Source organism: Amphritea sp. HPY (assembly GCF_050870985.1).
GTDB lineage: Bacteria > Pseudomonadota > Gammaproteobacteria > Pseudomonadales > Balneatricaceae > Amphritea.
The window spans coordinates 3,002,139-3,017,918 of sequence record NZ_CP194015.1; the positions used below are offsets into that span (position 1 = coordinate 3,002,139).

Below are 15,780 nucleotides of genomic sequence, written 5' to 3' on the forward strand. Positions count from 1 at the left end.
CCTCAGGCTTAAGGCAGAACCACAGCCACCGTACCGGTGACATGATTTCCCATTGAGTTTTTACCCTTAAGTGACACCTCAACCGTACGCGTCGCTTCATCCCGCGCGCTGATCTCACCCTGGAACTTCATGTTGTCCCCCGGATAATTCGGCGCTCCCAGGCGGATCTTAAGATCCTGAAAACGCGCACCCGGACCGCACCACTGTTCAACGAAGCGCTCTACCAGACCGCTGGTCGTCAGGATATTCATAAACACATGGGGCGAACCCAGCTCTTGTGCAGCATCTTTATCGTGGTGACCCGGAAAGTAGTCACGGGTCGCGATTGCGCCACCGCTGATCAGGGCCACGGTAATTGGTATATTCAGCTCAGGCAGACTCTCACCGAGGCTGACTTCATCAAAGCGTCTGGTTTTCATCGAGGTCATATTTCCATCCCAGCTTATCGTTAGTGGCCAGCCAGTCGCCGAGGCGTTCCAGAGTGGCTTTGCTACCGCCCAACCCAATACTCAGGGCGCGGCTCCAATAGAGAAAACGGTGCATCGGGTAGGTCAGATCGACCCCGAAACCGCCATGTACGTGTTGCGCTTTATGACCGATCTCATGACCTGCCTCACAGGCAAGCCAGGCGGTGGCCAGCGCTTCAGAAGGTGCCGGCAGACCAGCATCCAGTCGATAGCACAGCTGCCACAGCGTAGAACGCAATGTTTCTACCGCGATCTGACAGTCAGCCATCGCCATCTGTACCGCCTGGAAGCTACCGATCTGACGATCAAACTGACGTCGCTCAGTAATATATTCGACAGTACGACGCAGCTGCTGTTGGCTGACGCCCAGCTGCAAAGAAGCCAGCGCGGCGATGCTGCGCACCTCCAGCCATTGTGTCGCCGCTGCAGGCAGAACATGACTTGCCGCCACTTCCACCTGCTCGAGTATCAGATCCGATACCGACTCACCCTGGGTCAATTTGCCATCGATCCGGCTGATCCCTTTACTTGCAAGATCCAGCACCACCGGCACCACGCCTTGTGGTGTTTGCGCCAATACCAGCGCAGCCTTAGCACGTGCCGCTTCAGGCACCGCCTCAACACGACCGTTAAGAATCAAACCGCCAGCACTCTCTTGCGCCTGCAACTCAATACCATGGGAACGGGTTTCATCGGCCTGGGACAAGGTCAGCAGAACCTCACCGCTGGCAGCTGATTCAGCCAGTGGCAGCAGTTTGCCTGCGCCAAACTCAACCAGCGCGGTAGCCGCTATCTGATGTCGCCACAACGGCACTTGTCCTAATGCTCGACCCTGGGCTTCCAGAACGACCATCAGGTCGGTCATACCCAGCGCGCTGCCACCGGCAGACTCAGGGATGTACAGCCCGTGCAGGCCAGTCTCAAGACAGGTCTGCCACAGCTCTTCCATCGTGGTCTCACCGGATTCGTCAAACTTAATCAGCCGCTCATCGGTACAGATATCGCTGAACAGGCTTTCAGCCATATCTGCGATCGCGCGCTGATCTTCAGTTAGTGAAAAGTCCATGTTGCCTCCTTAACTCGCCACTGGCCGGAATAACGGCAGGGTCAGCTCATCGTCGAAGGTCTGGAATTCGACCTGCAGGCGCTGGCCAATTTCAATCTCACCCGGTTTAACACCCACCAACTGAGCAGTCAGGCGTACGCCTTCATCCAGCTGGATCAGGCCGATTGGATTCGGATGATCAAACGGTTGCACCTCCGGATAGTGCATCACCACGAAGGAGTACAACTCACCGGCACCGGACACAACCTGATAGTCGAGATCAAAAGAGTGACACTTAATGCAAACAGGCGCTGGCAGATGCTGCAGGCTGTCGCATGATTTACAGTGTTGTATGCGCAGCTCACCAGCTTCACAGCCTTCCCAGAAGAAGCGGGTATCATCGCTGATACCAGGCTTAGGACGTTTAACGACCGGCTTCTCTGCGGCCTTTTCTGCTGGTTTCTCTTCAGGCCGTTGTGCAGGCTTGAACTTGAATACGCGGAACAGCAGCTCACCGACCTTCTCGTCCCCTGACGCTTTCTCAGAGAAGAACGACATAATCAGGGTAACGAAGAAACCGGTACCCAGACCGGTTGTTTTCTCTTCGCCGATATCCTTTACCAGGGTGGTGTAGTAAAGCTTTTCACCCAGCTTAACGTAGCGATCAAAGGTCAGCTCAGAGTTAACCGCGACAACCGCCGGGTAACCCTGCTCTTCCATCATTTTCAGAACACCGTAGGGATTCTCATCGGTAGAACCCGGCGGGTAATTATTCATGTGCAACCCTTCCAGACACCAGGCCTGAAGCATTGCCGGTGGCGCTACCAGGCCACCAAATTCTGTGTCTGAGGCATACGCTTCATCGGTATACAGCGGGTTCTCGACCCCCATCACCTCACACCACTGCCGAATCATGGCAGCATTTACTTCATCCCATGCGTAGATACGGCCGTACTCCCGCCCTACCATAGATCGCACTTCGGACAACCACTCGTTATTAGCCAAGTTGAGCCTCCTGCATTCCAGAGCCGCTCGATTCTGAGCGGCGCTTAATTAGTTATTATTCACCGGCGCTCAAAAAAGCCGGACGCTCGCCGCCGCCATGCAGCAGCAAATTACTACCACTGACGTAGCCGGCTTGGGGCGATGCCACAAACAGGCAAGCGTTACCAATATCTTCAGGTTCCGCCATACGGCCGGCCGGGATTGTCTGGCTGACCGCAGCGATACCCTCTTCATCACCATAGTGCAGGTGAGACTGTTCTGTTTTCACCAGACCAGGACTCACTGCCACTACGCGTACTTTTGGTGCCCACTCAACCGCCAAAGACTGCACCAGCGAAAGGATGCCCGCCTTAGCCGCGCCATAAGCCGCAGTGCCAGGTGACGCCCGCATTGCGCTGATGCTGCCGATAAAGACGATGCTGCCACCGCTCTCCTGGGCCTGCATCAGACGGTTAGCGTGCTGTGCTACATTCAATGGCGCGATCAGATTCAGTCGCAATATGCTCTCGTGGAAACGCGGTGAGGTCTCCGCCGCCAGTGCAAAAGGGCTGCCTCCGGCATTATTGATCAGCACATCTAAACGGCCATACTGTTTCTGAATATCGGTAAACAGTGCATCCAGTGATTCAGAGTCACGCACATCCGCAGCAAGAAACGCAGCCTTGCGGCCATCAGCCTCTGGCAGCTGCTCCGGCGCATTACGGCCACAGACAATGACCTGCGCGCCAGCACTCAGGAAACAACGCGCAATACCTGCGCCGATCCCTTTTGTGCCACCGGTAATCAGAACCACCTGGTCCTGAAAGTTAAAATTTGCACCCTGTTTCATCGAAGTCTCCATTTAGAGGCATTTCATACAGTCTAATCAGTGGCCGGTAGATGGGTCTTCGTCTGAATGGACGATGCCGACACTGGCTCCCGACATGGACAATTCGTAACTATGGAAACCCTCTGTCCAGGTGAGGAACAGATCGATGACAGTAAGTAATGAACAACCGGTTTTATTGCAACGACCTGAAGAAGGTGTTGCCGTACTACGACTGAACCGTCCCCATGCCACCAATGCGTTAAGCCTTGAGTTGCAGCACCAGCTATCTGACTATTTCGCCGAGCTGGCGGTTGATGACAGCGTACGCTGCATCGTCCTGACAGGCGGTGACAAAGTATTTGCCGCCGGTGGTGATATCACCGGCATGATCGAAGCGGACCCGATTGAGATTTTCAAGCGCCATACCGAACGTCTCTGGGCACCGATTCAGCACTGCCCTAAGCCGGTCGTTGCAGCAGTTAATGGTTATGCCTTCGGCGGTGGATGTGAGCTGGCGATGCTGGCGGATATAATCATCGCCGGTGAGAATGCCAGCTTCTGCCAGCCGGAAATTCGTATCGGAATCATGCCGGGTATCGGTGGCACACAACGCCTGGTGCGCGCGGTTGGTAAAGCGAAAGCGATGCAGATGGCGCTGACCGGTAAACCGATCACCGCAGAGGAAGCCTGGATCGCAGGACTGGTCAGCGAAGTATGCGCTGATGATGAAGTGCAGGACAAAGCCCTCAGCACCGCCCGCGGCATCGCCCGCATGCCGCCTCTGGCAGCAGAGCAGGTCAAAGAAGTCATTATTGCGGGAATGGATGCATCACTGGATAGCGCCCTGGCGCTTGAGCGCAAAGCTAATGCGCTGCTGTTTGCCTCACGGGATCAGCAGGAAGGGATGCAAGCCTTCCTCGAAAAACGCCACGCCCGGTTCAAAGGGGAATAGGGTAAGGGCGAATAGACCGAATTACCGCACCACCCTTTTACATCTCGTTTGTCACTCTTGCCTCCGGCGGTTGCACCCCCGGAGGTTTTTTTTGTTCTGAAACTCTGCAGAACATTAGGCTCTACACTTCGTCGTTTGATGAGACGCCCCCCTCCTCTCCAGCGAATCGGCTTTAGTGAACGTTGTTGATACCTATTGTTGGGCTTCGCTTCGCTCAGACCAACCTACAGTCGTAATTGGTTTTGGTGCTAATTGTTGGGCTTCGCGGTGCTCAGACCAACCTACAGTCATAATTGGTTTTGGTGCTAATTGTTGGGCTTCGCGGTGCTCAGACCAACCTACAGTCATAAATGCTTTTGGTGCTAATTGTTGGGCTTCGCTCCGCTCAGACCAACCTACAGTCGTAATTGGTTTTGGTGCTAATTGTTGGGCTTCGCGGTGCTCAGACCAACCTACAGTCATAATTGGTTTTGGTGCTAATTGTTGGGCTTCGCGGTGCTCAGACCAACCTACAGCCATAATTGGTTTTGGTGCTAATTGTTGGGCTTCGCGGTGCTCAGACCAACCTACAGTCATAATTGGTTTTGGTGAAAGTTGTTGGGCTTCGCGTTGCTCAGACCAACCTACAGCCATAATTGGTTTTGGTGCTAATTGTTGGGCTTCGCGGTGCTCAGACCAACCTACAGTCATAAATGCTTTTGGTGCTAATTGTTGGGCTTCGCTGTGCTCAGACCAACCTACAGTCATAATTGGTTTTGGTGCTAATTGTTGGGCTTCGCGGTGCTCAGACCAACCTACTATGACCTACACTTACGTAGGTTGGTTTGAGCGTAGCGAAGCCCAACATGCAATCCACAACAACAACAACAACAACAACAACAACAACAACAACAACAACAACAACAACAACAACAACACGCACAATCTCTAACCACAAGGAATGTAACCATGCGTTATCGACGGAGCGATATCCAGGGCGGCAGCTATTTCTTTACCGTTAACCTGTTAGAACGAGAACGTACTTTATTAGTTGATCAGGTAGAGCTGTTACGATCAGTCGTCTCAAAGATTAAAACCAATCACCCTTTCACCATTGACGCTATGATCGTTTTGCCAGACCACCTGCATGCAATCTGGACTCTGCCCGAAGGCGACAGTAATTACGCCATACGATGGCGGCTCATTAAGGCAGGTTTTTCTCATGGACTAATCGGCGCAGAGCTTTGCAGCAAAAGCCGGCTAAAAAAACGAGAACGCGGAATTTGGCAACGTCGATATTGGGAGCACCTGATCAGAGACGATCAGGATTATGCGCGACACGTCGATTACATCCATTTCAATCCGGTAAAACATGGCTATGTTAGCCGGGCTTCGGAATGGCCGTATTCAAGCATTCATCGATTCATCCGAAATGGCATTTTAGATATGAATTGGGGAGCCGAAGCCTTTGATGATAGCGGTTATGGTGAGAGATAGCTGTGTTGTGTTGGGCTTCGCGATGCTCAGACCAACCTACGGTGTAGTTGCTATGTAGGTTGGTCTGAGCGCAGCGAAGCCCAACATATATAAACAATTATGACTTAAAGCACATCCGCAACCGGGGCTACTTCCATCGGCTCAGGTACGCCGCGGCGTACCCGCTGGGCCATAACACCACCGAAAATTGCGACAGCGATAACCGTCGATGCCAACGCCATTAACAGCAGCGGCAGATAGCTTTCAGCAACCAGCATACCCGCCAGCGCCGGACCGACCATAGAACTCAGGGCGAAGGCTGCCGGAATCAGCATGATGGCACGCCCCTGTGGATCGAGCCTTGCAACCGTTGCCGTTTGATAAACGCAACCCCAGGTAAAGCCGACTTCCCAGATCCAGGCACCAAAAGCAAAACTCAGAAAGCTATCGGCTTGCCACAACAACATCAGACCCGCGAGAGTCACCACCAGCACCACCAGATAAGGCACCCGCATCCCCAACCGATCGCCAACAATAGCGATAACAAAAGCCGCCGCACCGCCCAGCAGTTTCAATACAGCAAACACCGTGCCCAGTTCAGCAGGCGCCAGCTCAAGGCTATTACCCATACGCTCAAGAAAAGCCCACAGACCGATGTTACCGGCGCCGAACAGGAAGAAAACGAACAGCGCTAGCCAGGCGATTCCGGGCAGACGCATCTGCTCACGCAATCCCGGCCCGGCTTCGTCAGAAGAGGTGCCCTGAGGCAGGAAAATTGCACTCAGGCTTAGCCCAAGGATAATCATAACCAGCGCGATAGCCGTGCCCTGATAGCCGTAATACACGGTGACAAAAGCCGGCAGAATAAACAGCACTAAAGCAGTGACACCCAGCTCTATCCCCTGGCGCAGCCCCAGCGCCCGCTCTTTGTTAGCCATCTCACCCATGATGCGCAAACCAAGACAGGTCATCAGTGCGGCAAAGAAACCGATCACCGCCCACAGCGGCATCTGTAATTGCACCGGAGCAAAAGACGACAGCAGCAGCGCCGTAGAGGCAGCCAGGGCCGCAAAAACAGTGAGTTTGCGCCAGCAGAACCGGCTGATAATAAATACCGCCGCCAGCGTGCCGACAAAGAAACCAGCAAAACAGGCGGAGCCCAGAAAGCCGGTCTGCTGCGGGCTCAGACTAAAACTGTCCGCCAGCGAGCCTAGAAGTATCGGCAGGGAGTTAAAGGGTAAGCCACCGATAGTCGATGCAAAACTAGCCGCGATCATTACGGTAAAGGCCTGCTTTCCTGTGATTGTCATTATTATTTTCCTCAGGTTTTTGATGGCAGCAGGCTGCACTGCGGCACTTACTTCCGGTAAGGCAAATTCAGTTGCAGTCAGCCGCAATACCCTTCTCACGAGCAAATGACTGGGCGTTAATAGTGCGGAATTGGTAATCCCAAGCTGCAACATCGGTCGCCAGCCAGACAAAAACAGCAGCCGGTAACTCAGGTGGGGCAGTTTGATTACTGAGCGCAAGCACGCCTTTGTCGCCAATTGTCTCTTTCAGAGTTTCAGTGGTGATGACGCCGGGATTAACGGTAAAAGCCTGTATCCCCTGTTCACCCAGCTCCCGACTAAGAATGCCGGAAAGACGCGATACCGCCGCTTTACCCGCACCGTAGGCATAGCCCCAACCTCCCCGGTCTGCCGCAACCGGAGGGTCACTCTCACCGGCGGCCGAAGTGATGTTAATGACTACACCTGCCCCCTGTTCAAGCATCGCAGGCATCACCGCACGGGTCAGAAGAAAGGGCGCTAAGATGTACCCCTGTGCGATCCGCTCCAGGGTATCTGGCTGCAACTCCATGAAGGTCTGGTTGAGATCTGCACCTTGGTAGACGGCGTTATTGATCAGCACATCGATCCGGCCAAAATGCTGTAATACCTGCTGCGCAGCCTGTTGCACTGAACCGCTATCAAGCAGATCCATACGCAACACTTGCACCTGCGCACCCAGCTCCCTTGCCTCAGTTGCGGTTGCATTCAGCGAGCCGTCGAGTGGCCGACCATCGGCTTTACGCACGCTATGCTCGAACTCCTCACCCGACTCCAGCGTTCTCGCACTGATCGCGATATCAAATCCGGCACGGGCAAAGGCGATTGCGGTAGCCCGGCCGATGCCGCGACTTGCTCCTGTAATAAAGGCGACTTTTTTCATGACATCCTCACAGCATCAGGCTTGGGAATAAAACGAATCAATCCATTCTATTACCCGGCACAAGACCAGCATCCCTTGTTTGGACTAAGGCGCCTGTTAACAGATATCCGTGATGCTAAAAACGAGAATGAGTAGAAAAAGATAAAAAGGTCTTACAGAGGAAATGCACAGGAAAAAGAAACGCCCACCCTGGTCATGCAGAGATGGGCGTTTTTAAACGTTCAGACTAAATATTAAAAATCAGTATTAAAAATCCGTAATCAGGACTCGTCTTCGTTATAACCCAGGGCGGCAACACTGTTGAGGAAGATCCTTACCAGCTCGGTCTGGCGACGCACACCGGTCTTGGAGAAGATCGCACGCAGATGCGCACGGGCAGTATTACGACGGATATTCAACGCTTCGGCTGCTTCTTCCAGAGAGAGGCCGTTGGCCAGCTGCAATGAAAGTGCAGTTTCCGCAGGGGTCAGGCCAAACAGTTTTTTGGCGACATCGCTGCTGGCCTGGGATTTACCCACCGCATCGCGGATATAAACTACAGCTGATGATTGGCCTTTACCCTCAGCCCAGCCGCTACTCGGGATCACTTCAATCACCACGCCAAGATTCACTTCACCGGAAGGCCGGGTTATCGACATCGCTTCCGGCAATGTCGATGCAACCTGCTGCTGAGAACGGGCAAACGCCTCTTTGATCAGGCGGCGCAGTTCACGGTTATCGCTTGGATAAAAAGCTTCCAGTCGTCCGCCGACAACCTTCAGACCGTCGCCACTATCCAGAATCTGGCGGGCAAACAGGTTCTGATCCAGTATCACACTGTTCTCGTCGATCAGTACCGTAGCAATCGACAGGCGACCGATCGCCTGAGAATAAAGCGTACCAAGTGATTCACTGCGATCGATCTGATTATGGATATTCAGCGCCCGGCGCAGATGCGGCAGAATAAACTCGCATAACTCGCGGTCCTGTTGTGAAAAACCTTCAGCCGCTTTCGGACGGGTGATACGAAACCGCAGTGAGCCGGAATCTTTAGTCGAAATATCCACCGACATCACATGATAGACATCGTTTTGTGCACACCAGTGCTGACGATAAGGGCTGGCTTCCCACTCCTCTTCGCTCATCAGATCGGTGACGGTAAATATCTTATCCGGCTGCTGGTTGGAAAACGGCGTCAGGGTATGTTGATAGGGCAGATACTGAGCATCCCCCTCCTCTTCTATACCACCGCCAACAGCAACCATCAGGCCCTGTTCATTTTCATTTTCCGGGGAAGGGGTTTTCAGAATCAGCGTGACATAGTTCGCACCGAACAAGCTACGCAATAACAGTAGAGGCTCGGCAAAGCTAATACTGTCCTGTGCCGCATCATAAAGCTTACCCAGCAGCTGGTCATACTCGCCTAAATCAAGATTAATCTGCGCCAAGTTACACCCCGTTTATTATTGTTTTAGATCAGAATCCGGCACCACTCTAAGCAAAAAAAGCGGTGCCGACAAGATCAAACTCAGGCATCTGATAGTTTAGCAGTCAGTTCAGGGATCGCCTCAAACAGGTCGCTCTCCAGTCCATAATCGGCGATCTGAAAGATCGGTGCATCCGGGTCTTTATTGATAGCAACAATGACCTTGGAATCACTCATTCCGGCAAGATGCTGTATCGCCCCGGAAATACCTACAGCGATATACAGGTCCGGCGCAACGATTTTACCGGTCTGGCCGACCTGATAATCGTTAGGTACAAAACCAGCATCAACCGCAGCCCGCGATGCACCAAGCGCAGCACCCAGCTTATCCGCCAGCGGCTCAAGCAACTGATGATAATTTTCACCACTGCCCATACCGCGACCACCGGATACCACAATCGACGCTGATCCCAGCACCGGACGATCCGATTTACTCAATTCACGACCGACCAGGCTGGATAATCCCAGATCTGCTGCTGCATCAATCTGAACACATTCAGCACTGCCATCCATCTCGACTTTGTCAAACGCAGTAGGTCGGATAGTCAGCACCTGAACCGGCTCTGCCGATTCTACCGACAACATCACGTTACCGGCATAGATCGGGCGTACATAGCTACCCGCACTATTAATTACCGTCACATCGGACACCTGCGCTACATCCAGCAGCGCTGCAATACGTGGCGCCACGTTCTTACCAAAGCTGGAGCTAGGTGCCAGTACTGCGGTAAAGCCCTGGTCCCGGACCAGATCGACCGCCAGCTGCGCCAGGTTCTCTGCCAGTTGAGCTGCATAATGCGCGGCTTCCACCTGGATTACTTTTGTTACCTGGCCTACCCGGGCCGCCTCATCAGCAACCGCCTGGCACTGATCGCCAGCGACCAGCAGCTCAATTTCACCACCCAGCTGAGTCGCAGCCTGGACTACATTCAGCGTAACCGGAGCCAACTGCTGATTATCATGTTCTGCAATTACAAGTGTTTTCATCGCTCAATATTCCTCAAATAACCCGCGCTTCCTGGCGTAATTTTTCCACCAGCTCGGCTACATCCGCCACTTTCACACCACCAGAACGTTCTGCCGGAGCGGCATATCGCACTGCCTTCAGGCGTGCCGAGGTATCGACGCCCAGCTCATCGATAGCAATAACATCTAGAGGCTTTCGCTTGGCTTTCATAATATTTGGCAGTGAAGCGTAACGCGGCTCATTCAGACGCAGATCGCTGGTCACTACAGCCGGCAATTTCAGATTCAGGGTTTCCAGACCACCGTCGATCTCACGGGTTACCAGCATCGCATCGGCTTCAATCTTCAGTTCAGATGCGAAAGTTCCTTGCGGCCAGCCCATCAGAGCAGCCAGCATCTGGCCTGTCTGGTTGGAATCATCATCGATCGCCTGCTTGCCACAAATAACCAATTGCGGCTGCTCTTTTTCGACAATGGCGCGCAATGTCTTAGCCACCGCTAAAGGCTCAAGCTGAGCTTCGGTTTCAACCAATATGGCGCGATCCGCACCGACAGCCAGCGCTGCTCGCAGGGTCTCCTGGCTGGTTTTATCACCACAGCTGACCACCACAACCTCAGTCGCGACACCGGCTTCTTTCAGCTTCACAGCTTCTTCAACCGAGATCTCATCAAACGGGTTGATCGACATCTTTACATTGTTCAGATCGACATCGGACTCATCCGATTTCACACGTACTTTTACGTTGTAGTCGATGACCCGTTTTACCGGTACTAATACCTTCATGTTTATTACCTCAATTAGTGCAATACTCAGCCCTGGGAATAATCGCTGTAACCAGCAGCCCCGGCAGTATAAAGAGTGTCCCGATCGAAACCCGACAGCGCGATTCCCTGACGAATCCGGCGTACCAGATCAGGGTTTCCGATGAAGTGACGGGCAAATGAAACCGCCTCGCCCTGACCTGCTTCGACTGCATCACCCGCGGTATCAGGTTCAAAATTATCATTCAGAATCAACGACCCTTTGAAGTGCTCGCGCGCCATAGCAAAAGCATCGATCTTACGGGTCGGCGCCCGCATGACATGCAGAAAAGCTAATTCCAGCGACGCCGCCTGACGTAGCAACTCAATATGGCTGGCAGCCGGATCTTCATCTTTGGTGTCGTTAAAACGGTTACCCGGGTTGATACGTAAACCGACCCGGCCAGCACCTATCTCTTCAGCCATAGCCTGCAGGCACTCAAAGGCAAATCGCGCCCGTCCAGCCGCGTCACCGCCATACTGATCAGTTCGTTGATTAGTGTTAGAGCAAAGAAACTGCATCGGCAGGTAACCACTGGTACAGTGCAGTTCGACCCCATCGAAGCCCGCCTGCTGTGCATTTTTTGCCGCCTGACGATGTTCCTCGACCACAGCCTGAACCTCTTCAGTACTTAGTGCCCGGGGCATATCAAACGGCTGCATTCCGGCAGCATCGGTATAGACCTCACCCTGAGCCTGCAAAGCAGAAGGTGCGACAGACTCAACGCCTTCAGGCTTGATCTTGCTGCTGCCGATACGGCCTGCATGCATTATCTGCAAAACGATCTTGCCGCCACGATCATGCACCGCGTCGGTAATTTTTCGCCAGGCGGTGATCTGAGCTTCGGTCTCAATTCCGGGCTGACGGCAATAAGCCTGCCCGGTCACGCTGGGCCAGGTTCCCTCTGCGATAATCAGACCCGCTTCGGCCCGGTCAGCATAGTAATCGGTCATTACCTGAGTCGGCACACCGTCATTGTCGGCACGGTTGCGCGTCATCGGTGCCATCACGACACGGTTGGCAAGTTCAAGATCGCCTAACGTCAGCGGCTGTAACAGCGCCGCCTGAGAATTATCAATACTCATAGTTTTACCTCAGTCCATCGCTGTAATAAGCACGGCGGAACGACCACCATCAACGGGCAATGTTGCACCGGTGATATAAGACGACTCGTTACTGGCCAGGAAAAGGATCGCGCTGGCCAGCTCATCCGGCTGTCCGACACGCCCCATAGGAATCAGTTTTTCGGTGCTGCGACGGGAGTTTTCATCGTCCAGCATGCCCTGGGTTGCGGGTGTTTCAACCACCGCAGGAATAACCACATTGACCCGGATGCCGTCCGCAGCGCCTTCAGCCGCAGCCGCCCGGGAAAAATTAATAACAGCAGCTTTTGCAGCGGAATAACCCGACATCCATGGGGTACCCAGTTCGCCGCATATAGAAGCCAGATTAACAATAGAGCCGCCATTAGCTTTCATCAGTTTTATCGCTGTACGGGTGCCCCAGAAAGTACCGTCAACAGAGGTCGTAAAGTTGGCATGCCAGTCTGCGGTAGACATCTCTTCGATGCTGCCCCAGGTAAAGGCCATCGCATTGTTAACCAGAATATCCAGCTGGCCAAAACGATCTGCGGCTCCTTCAAGCGCACCCACAAATTCAGCTTCGCAGCTAACATCAGCAACCATCGCCTCGGCTTTGCCACCCGCCGCCTTAATCCGATCAACCACTTCAGCCAGCGGCTCCGCACGACGACCGCAGATCACAACCTGCGCCCCCTCTTTGGCAAAACGCTCTGCTGTGGCTGCGCCAATACCGCTACCACCACCGGTAATAAATGCCACTTTACCTTGCAAGCTCTCTCGCATAACGCTTTCTCCTGTCGCTGATCTCTGCATAGCAATTGCGCCTGCCTGCATTGAATTTGGCTAAAGACCGGTTCCTGAACGAAACAGATCACTATAGATTCAGAGTAAGAGGGACGCTCGCTTTCGCCATCGTCCAAAAAGACTAAACCCGTCAAGCGACGGGTTTATTGAATAGAAAAGAAGGAAGGTAAATCAGGTATACCGGATGCGAACCTTATCGGTTAACGGTACAGCCTGACAGGTCAGTGTCAGTGATTGCGAAAGATCCCGCTCATCGAGGACATCATTCACCAGCAACTTAACTTCACCTTCGGTCACCTCACACATGCAGGATGCACACATACCCGCCTGACAGGAGTAAGGCAGTTCAAGCCCGGCTTTCTCTGCTGCCTCGAGCAGGGTTTCATTGCCATCGCATGTAATCTCATGCACCTGACCATCGAGTTCAATGGTCACAGCGGCTTTATCCACACTGGCCGGCTGATCATGGGCCGCTGCCGCAGCAGCATCCCGAGCTTCCTCATCCGGCAATGAGATAAAGCGTTCTACATGAATCCGCTTTCGCGGCATACCGATCTGGCCAAGCGCGGCTTCAGCAGCATCCATATACGGTCCGGGACCACAGATAAAGGCCTGCCCCTGCACCAGCGGCTCAGCCAGACGCGCCAACAGCTCGGTGGAAGGTATTCCCTGCACCGAGTCCAGCAAGTGAATTACTTCCAGACGATCGGGATATTTAGCCGTCAGTGACTTCAGATATTCTTTGAAGATCACCGAAGCTTCATCCCGGTTGGCATAAATCAGACGAATCCGACCCTTACCATGCTCCAGCACCGCACGCAGTATCGAAAATACCGGAGTGACGCCGCTGCCACCGGCAAAGAGCACAAAGTTGCCATCATAGGATTTCGGCACAAATACACCTGAAGGCTGCATCACCTCCAGGGTATCGCCGGGCTTGACGTTATCGCAGATCCAGTTCGAGCCCCGGCCATCCTGCACCCGTTTAATAGTCACCCGTGGTGAAGAATCCAGCTCCGGAGTACTCGACATCGAGTAACAACGTAGCAGATGCTTGCCCTGCCAGGGCAGGCGCAGGGTCAGAAACTGACCCGGACTATAACGGTATGCTTCCGCCAGCTCCGGCGGAATTTCAAATACCAGAGAGCGGGCATCTTCGGTTTCATCGATCACCGACTGCACGGTAAGACTATGATAACGGGAAGCAGACATCGGCTTTTACCTCTATCGGTTATACGAACGGATCAGTATTAGGCATACCCAGCATGACTGAACCATGAGCCCGCAGATAAGCATCGGCGTTATTGGCAATATGACCACGACCCTGATTGATATCCCGCAGAGTTCGCTCAATCGGGTTAGACTTATACAAACCTGACGCGGCACAGGCACGCAACAGATCATCCACCCGTTGTGCGGTCAGCTTAGACACCAGTGAAGACTGGGCCCGTTGCAGCAAACGCTCTTCTACCGTCATCTGATCGCCGGTTTTGGCACACTCAACGATACGTGCATAGTTGCGGTACAGTACTAATTTTAGCTGATCGCTGGCGACCATTGCTTCAGCAACCGCCATCTGAGCGTTCGGATCTTCCGCAGTTTTTGCACCGTGCTTACCGATATGGGCAGCAGCACGGGTACGGAACTCGTTAATCGCCCCATCCATTGCACCGATACAGGAGGATGAAACCGCGCGCTGGAATACCTGGGTAAACGGAATACGGTACAACCAGCCCGAATTCAGCTCGCGTCCCGGACAGCCGGCATTAGAATGGTTGTTGGTACGCTGGGTGCGGTGCGCCGGTACAAAGGCATCTTCAACCACGATATCGTGACTGCCGGTACCGCGCAGACCATGTACATCCCAGTTCTTTTCAATGCGGTAATCTGATTTAGGCAGCAGGAAAGTAGTGTGCTCCATCCCTTCAGAACCATCCTGCTTTGGCAGCAATGCGCCAAGGAAGATCCACTCGCAATGCTCTGAACCGCTGGAGAAGCCCCAACGACCCGACAGACGATAACCACCTTCAACTTCTTCCGTCTTACCGACCGGCATATAGGTCGAAGCGATCAGGGTACCGGTATCTTTACTCCAGATATCCTGCTGCGCCTGCTCCGGGAACAGCGCCAACTGCCAGTTATGTACAGCGATAACACCATAAATCCAGGCGGTAGACATACAGCCTTCAGCCAGCGTCATCTGAATGGTATAAAAAACCCGAGGGTCCAGCTCATAGCCACCCCAGCGCTTTGGCTGCAGCACTTTAAACAAACCGGCTTCAGCAAGTTCCTTTACTGATTCTGGCGGTACGATGCCAGCCTCATCGGTGGCTTGCGCCCGATCAGCCAGCCGTGGAACCATCGCTCTGGCCGCTTCCAGCAGTGTAATAGCTTCCGGTGTCATAAAATCTTCTGTCGCAATGCCTGCAACCATGTTCTCTGTCAGCGCGCCCATATCACGAGCTCCCTCAGTTTTTATATTTAGTTTTGAAAGCCGGTCACTAGATAACCAAGCCCGGACTGTGGTCAGATTTCCACAGCTGGAAAAGGTACTCATCGTCAATTTGGACTAATGCTATTCACAACTATGCTTACACAGGAACAAACAGGCCCATACGCCTCAGGCCTTTCCGGAGCCTGCAGAAAAATCACTGGCTTTACCCGACGCATTCTGATCTTCCACTATGTGATATAACTCGTTTGGACGATGCTGCAATT

The 15,780-nt window shown here is 53.4% G+C and carries 17 protein-coding genes; 3 read left to right on the forward strand and 14 right to left on the reverse strand.

All coding sequences use genetic code 11. The annotated features are described in order from the left end of the window. Nucleotides 1-8: 8 nt before the first annotated feature. The 4 genes from ACQUQM_RS13325 to ACQUQM_RS13340 are packed head-to-tail and all read right to left on the reverse strand — an operon-like array spanning nucleotide 9 to nucleotide 3,346. Nucleotides 9-419 (reverse strand): MaoC family dehydratase, encoded by a 411-nt coding sequence (locus tag ACQUQM_RS13325; RefSeq protein WP_432470383.1) that lies wholly within the window; start codon nucleotides 417-419, stop codon nucleotides 9-11. Continuing rightward, a complete protein-coding gene (locus ACQUQM_RS13330; RefSeq protein WP_432470384.1) occupies nucleotides 400-1,533 on the reverse strand; it encodes an acyl-CoA dehydrogenase family protein in 1,134 nt (377 codons plus the stop codon). Before ACQUQM_RS13330 ends, ACQUQM_RS13325 begins: the two co-directional genes overlap by 20 nt. Before the next feature lie 9 nt (nucleotides 1,534-1,542). Beyond that, nucleotides 1,543-2,517, reverse strand: coding sequence for an OB-fold domain-containing protein (locus tag ACQUQM_RS13335; protein ID WP_432470385.1), 975 nt, complete (start codon nucleotides 2,515-2,517; stop codon nucleotides 1,543-1,545). A gap of 55 nt (nucleotides 2,518-2,572) precedes the next feature. Continuing rightward, on the reverse strand, nucleotides 2,573-3,346 hold the full coding sequence (locus ACQUQM_RS13340; protein ID WP_432470387.1) for an SDR family oxidoreductase: 774 nt from the start codon (nucleotides 3,344-3,346) through the stop codon (nucleotides 2,573-2,575). Between the two features lie 145 nt (nucleotides 3,347-3,491). On the opposite strand from ACQUQM_RS13340, the gene ACQUQM_RS13345 reads away from it, so the two are divergent. Then, nucleotides 3,492-4,277, forward strand: a complete 786-nt coding sequence (locus tag ACQUQM_RS13345) for an enoyl-CoA hydratase (RefSeq protein WP_432470388.1) — start codon at nucleotides 3,492-3,494, stop codon at nucleotides 4,275-4,277. A 192-nt stretch (nucleotides 4,278-4,469) separates the two neighbouring features. On the opposite strand, the gene ACQUQM_RS13350 is transcribed toward ACQUQM_RS13345, so the two are convergent. Continuing rightward, on the reverse strand, nucleotides 4,470-5,024 hold the full coding sequence (locus tag ACQUQM_RS13350; protein ID WP_432470389.1) for a hypothetical protein: 555 nt from the start codon (nucleotides 5,022-5,024) through the stop codon (nucleotides 4,470-4,472). Between the two features lie 52 nt (nucleotides 5,025-5,076). Here ACQUQM_RS13350 and ACQUQM_RS13355 point away from each other — a divergent pair, with 52 nt between their 5' ends. Continuing rightward, nucleotides 5,077-5,208, forward strand: coding sequence for a hypothetical protein (locus tag ACQUQM_RS13355; protein ID WP_432470390.1), 132 nt, complete (start codon nucleotides 5,077-5,079; stop codon nucleotides 5,206-5,208). 17 nt (nucleotides 5,209-5,225) lie between these two features. Next, nucleotides 5,226-5,753 carry an REP-associated tyrosine transposase gene (locus ACQUQM_RS13360; protein ID WP_432470391.1) on the forward strand — a complete coding sequence of 176 codons (528 nt, stop codon included), beginning with the start codon at nucleotides 5,226-5,228 and terminating at the stop codon, nucleotides 5,751-5,753. A 104-nt stretch (nucleotides 5,754-5,857) separates the two neighbouring features. On the opposite strand, the gene ACQUQM_RS13365 is transcribed toward ACQUQM_RS13360, so the two are convergent. From ACQUQM_RS13365 to ACQUQM_RS13405, 9 genes are all read right to left on the reverse strand, one after another. Further along, a complete protein-coding gene (locus ACQUQM_RS13365; RefSeq protein ID WP_432470392.1) occupies nucleotides 5,858-7,042 on the reverse strand; it encodes an MFS transporter in 1,185 nt (394 codons plus the stop codon). Between the two features lie 67 nt (nucleotides 7,043-7,109). Then, nucleotides 7,110-7,943 (reverse strand): SDR family NAD(P)-dependent oxidoreductase, encoded by an 834-nt coding sequence (locus tag ACQUQM_RS13370; protein ID WP_432470393.1) that lies wholly within the window; start codon nucleotides 7,941-7,943, stop codon nucleotides 7,110-7,112. Between the two features lie 260 nt (nucleotides 7,944-8,203). Then, complete coding sequence (locus ACQUQM_RS13375; RefSeq protein ID WP_432470394.1) at nucleotides 8,204-9,370, reverse strand: helix-turn-helix transcriptional regulator; 1,167 nt, start codon at nucleotides 9,368-9,370, stop codon at nucleotides 8,204-8,206. Between the two features lie 80 nt (nucleotides 9,371-9,450). Further along, nucleotides 9,451-10,395: an electron transfer flavoprotein subunit alpha/FixB family protein gene (locus tag ACQUQM_RS13380; protein WP_432470395.1), complete on the reverse strand. Its 945-nt coding sequence runs from the start codon at nucleotides 10,393-10,395 to the stop codon at nucleotides 9,451-9,453. A gap of 13 nt (nucleotides 10,396-10,408) precedes the next feature. Then, nucleotides 10,409-11,158 (reverse strand): electron transfer flavoprotein subunit beta/FixA family protein, encoded by a 750-nt coding sequence (locus tag ACQUQM_RS13385; RefSeq protein WP_432470396.1) that lies wholly within the window; start codon nucleotides 11,156-11,158, stop codon nucleotides 10,409-10,411. Nucleotides 11,159-11,184: 26 nt separating this feature from the next. Beyond that, nucleotides 11,185-12,261, reverse strand: a complete 1,077-nt coding sequence (locus ACQUQM_RS13390) for an alkene reductase (RefSeq protein WP_432470397.1) — start codon at nucleotides 12,259-12,261, stop codon at nucleotides 11,185-11,187. Nucleotides 12,262-12,270: 9 nt separating this feature from the next. Then, nucleotides 12,271-13,041, reverse strand: coding sequence for an SDR family NAD(P)-dependent oxidoreductase (locus ACQUQM_RS13395; RefSeq protein ID WP_432470398.1), 771 nt, complete (start codon nucleotides 13,039-13,041; stop codon nucleotides 12,271-12,273). Between the two features lie 192 nt (nucleotides 13,042-13,233). Then, nucleotides 13,234-14,274 carry a 2Fe-2S iron-sulfur cluster-binding protein gene (locus ACQUQM_RS13400; RefSeq protein WP_432470399.1) on the reverse strand — a complete coding sequence of 347 codons (1,041 nt, stop codon included), beginning with the start codon at nucleotides 14,272-14,274 and terminating at the stop codon, nucleotides 13,234-13,236. Nucleotides 14,275-14,293: 19 nt separating this feature from the next. Beyond that, nucleotides 14,294-15,517 (reverse strand): acyl-CoA dehydrogenase family protein, encoded by a 1,224-nt coding sequence (locus ACQUQM_RS13405; protein ID WP_432470400.1) that lies wholly within the window; start codon nucleotides 15,515-15,517, stop codon nucleotides 14,294-14,296. Nucleotides 15,518-15,780: the final 263 nt, after the last annotated feature.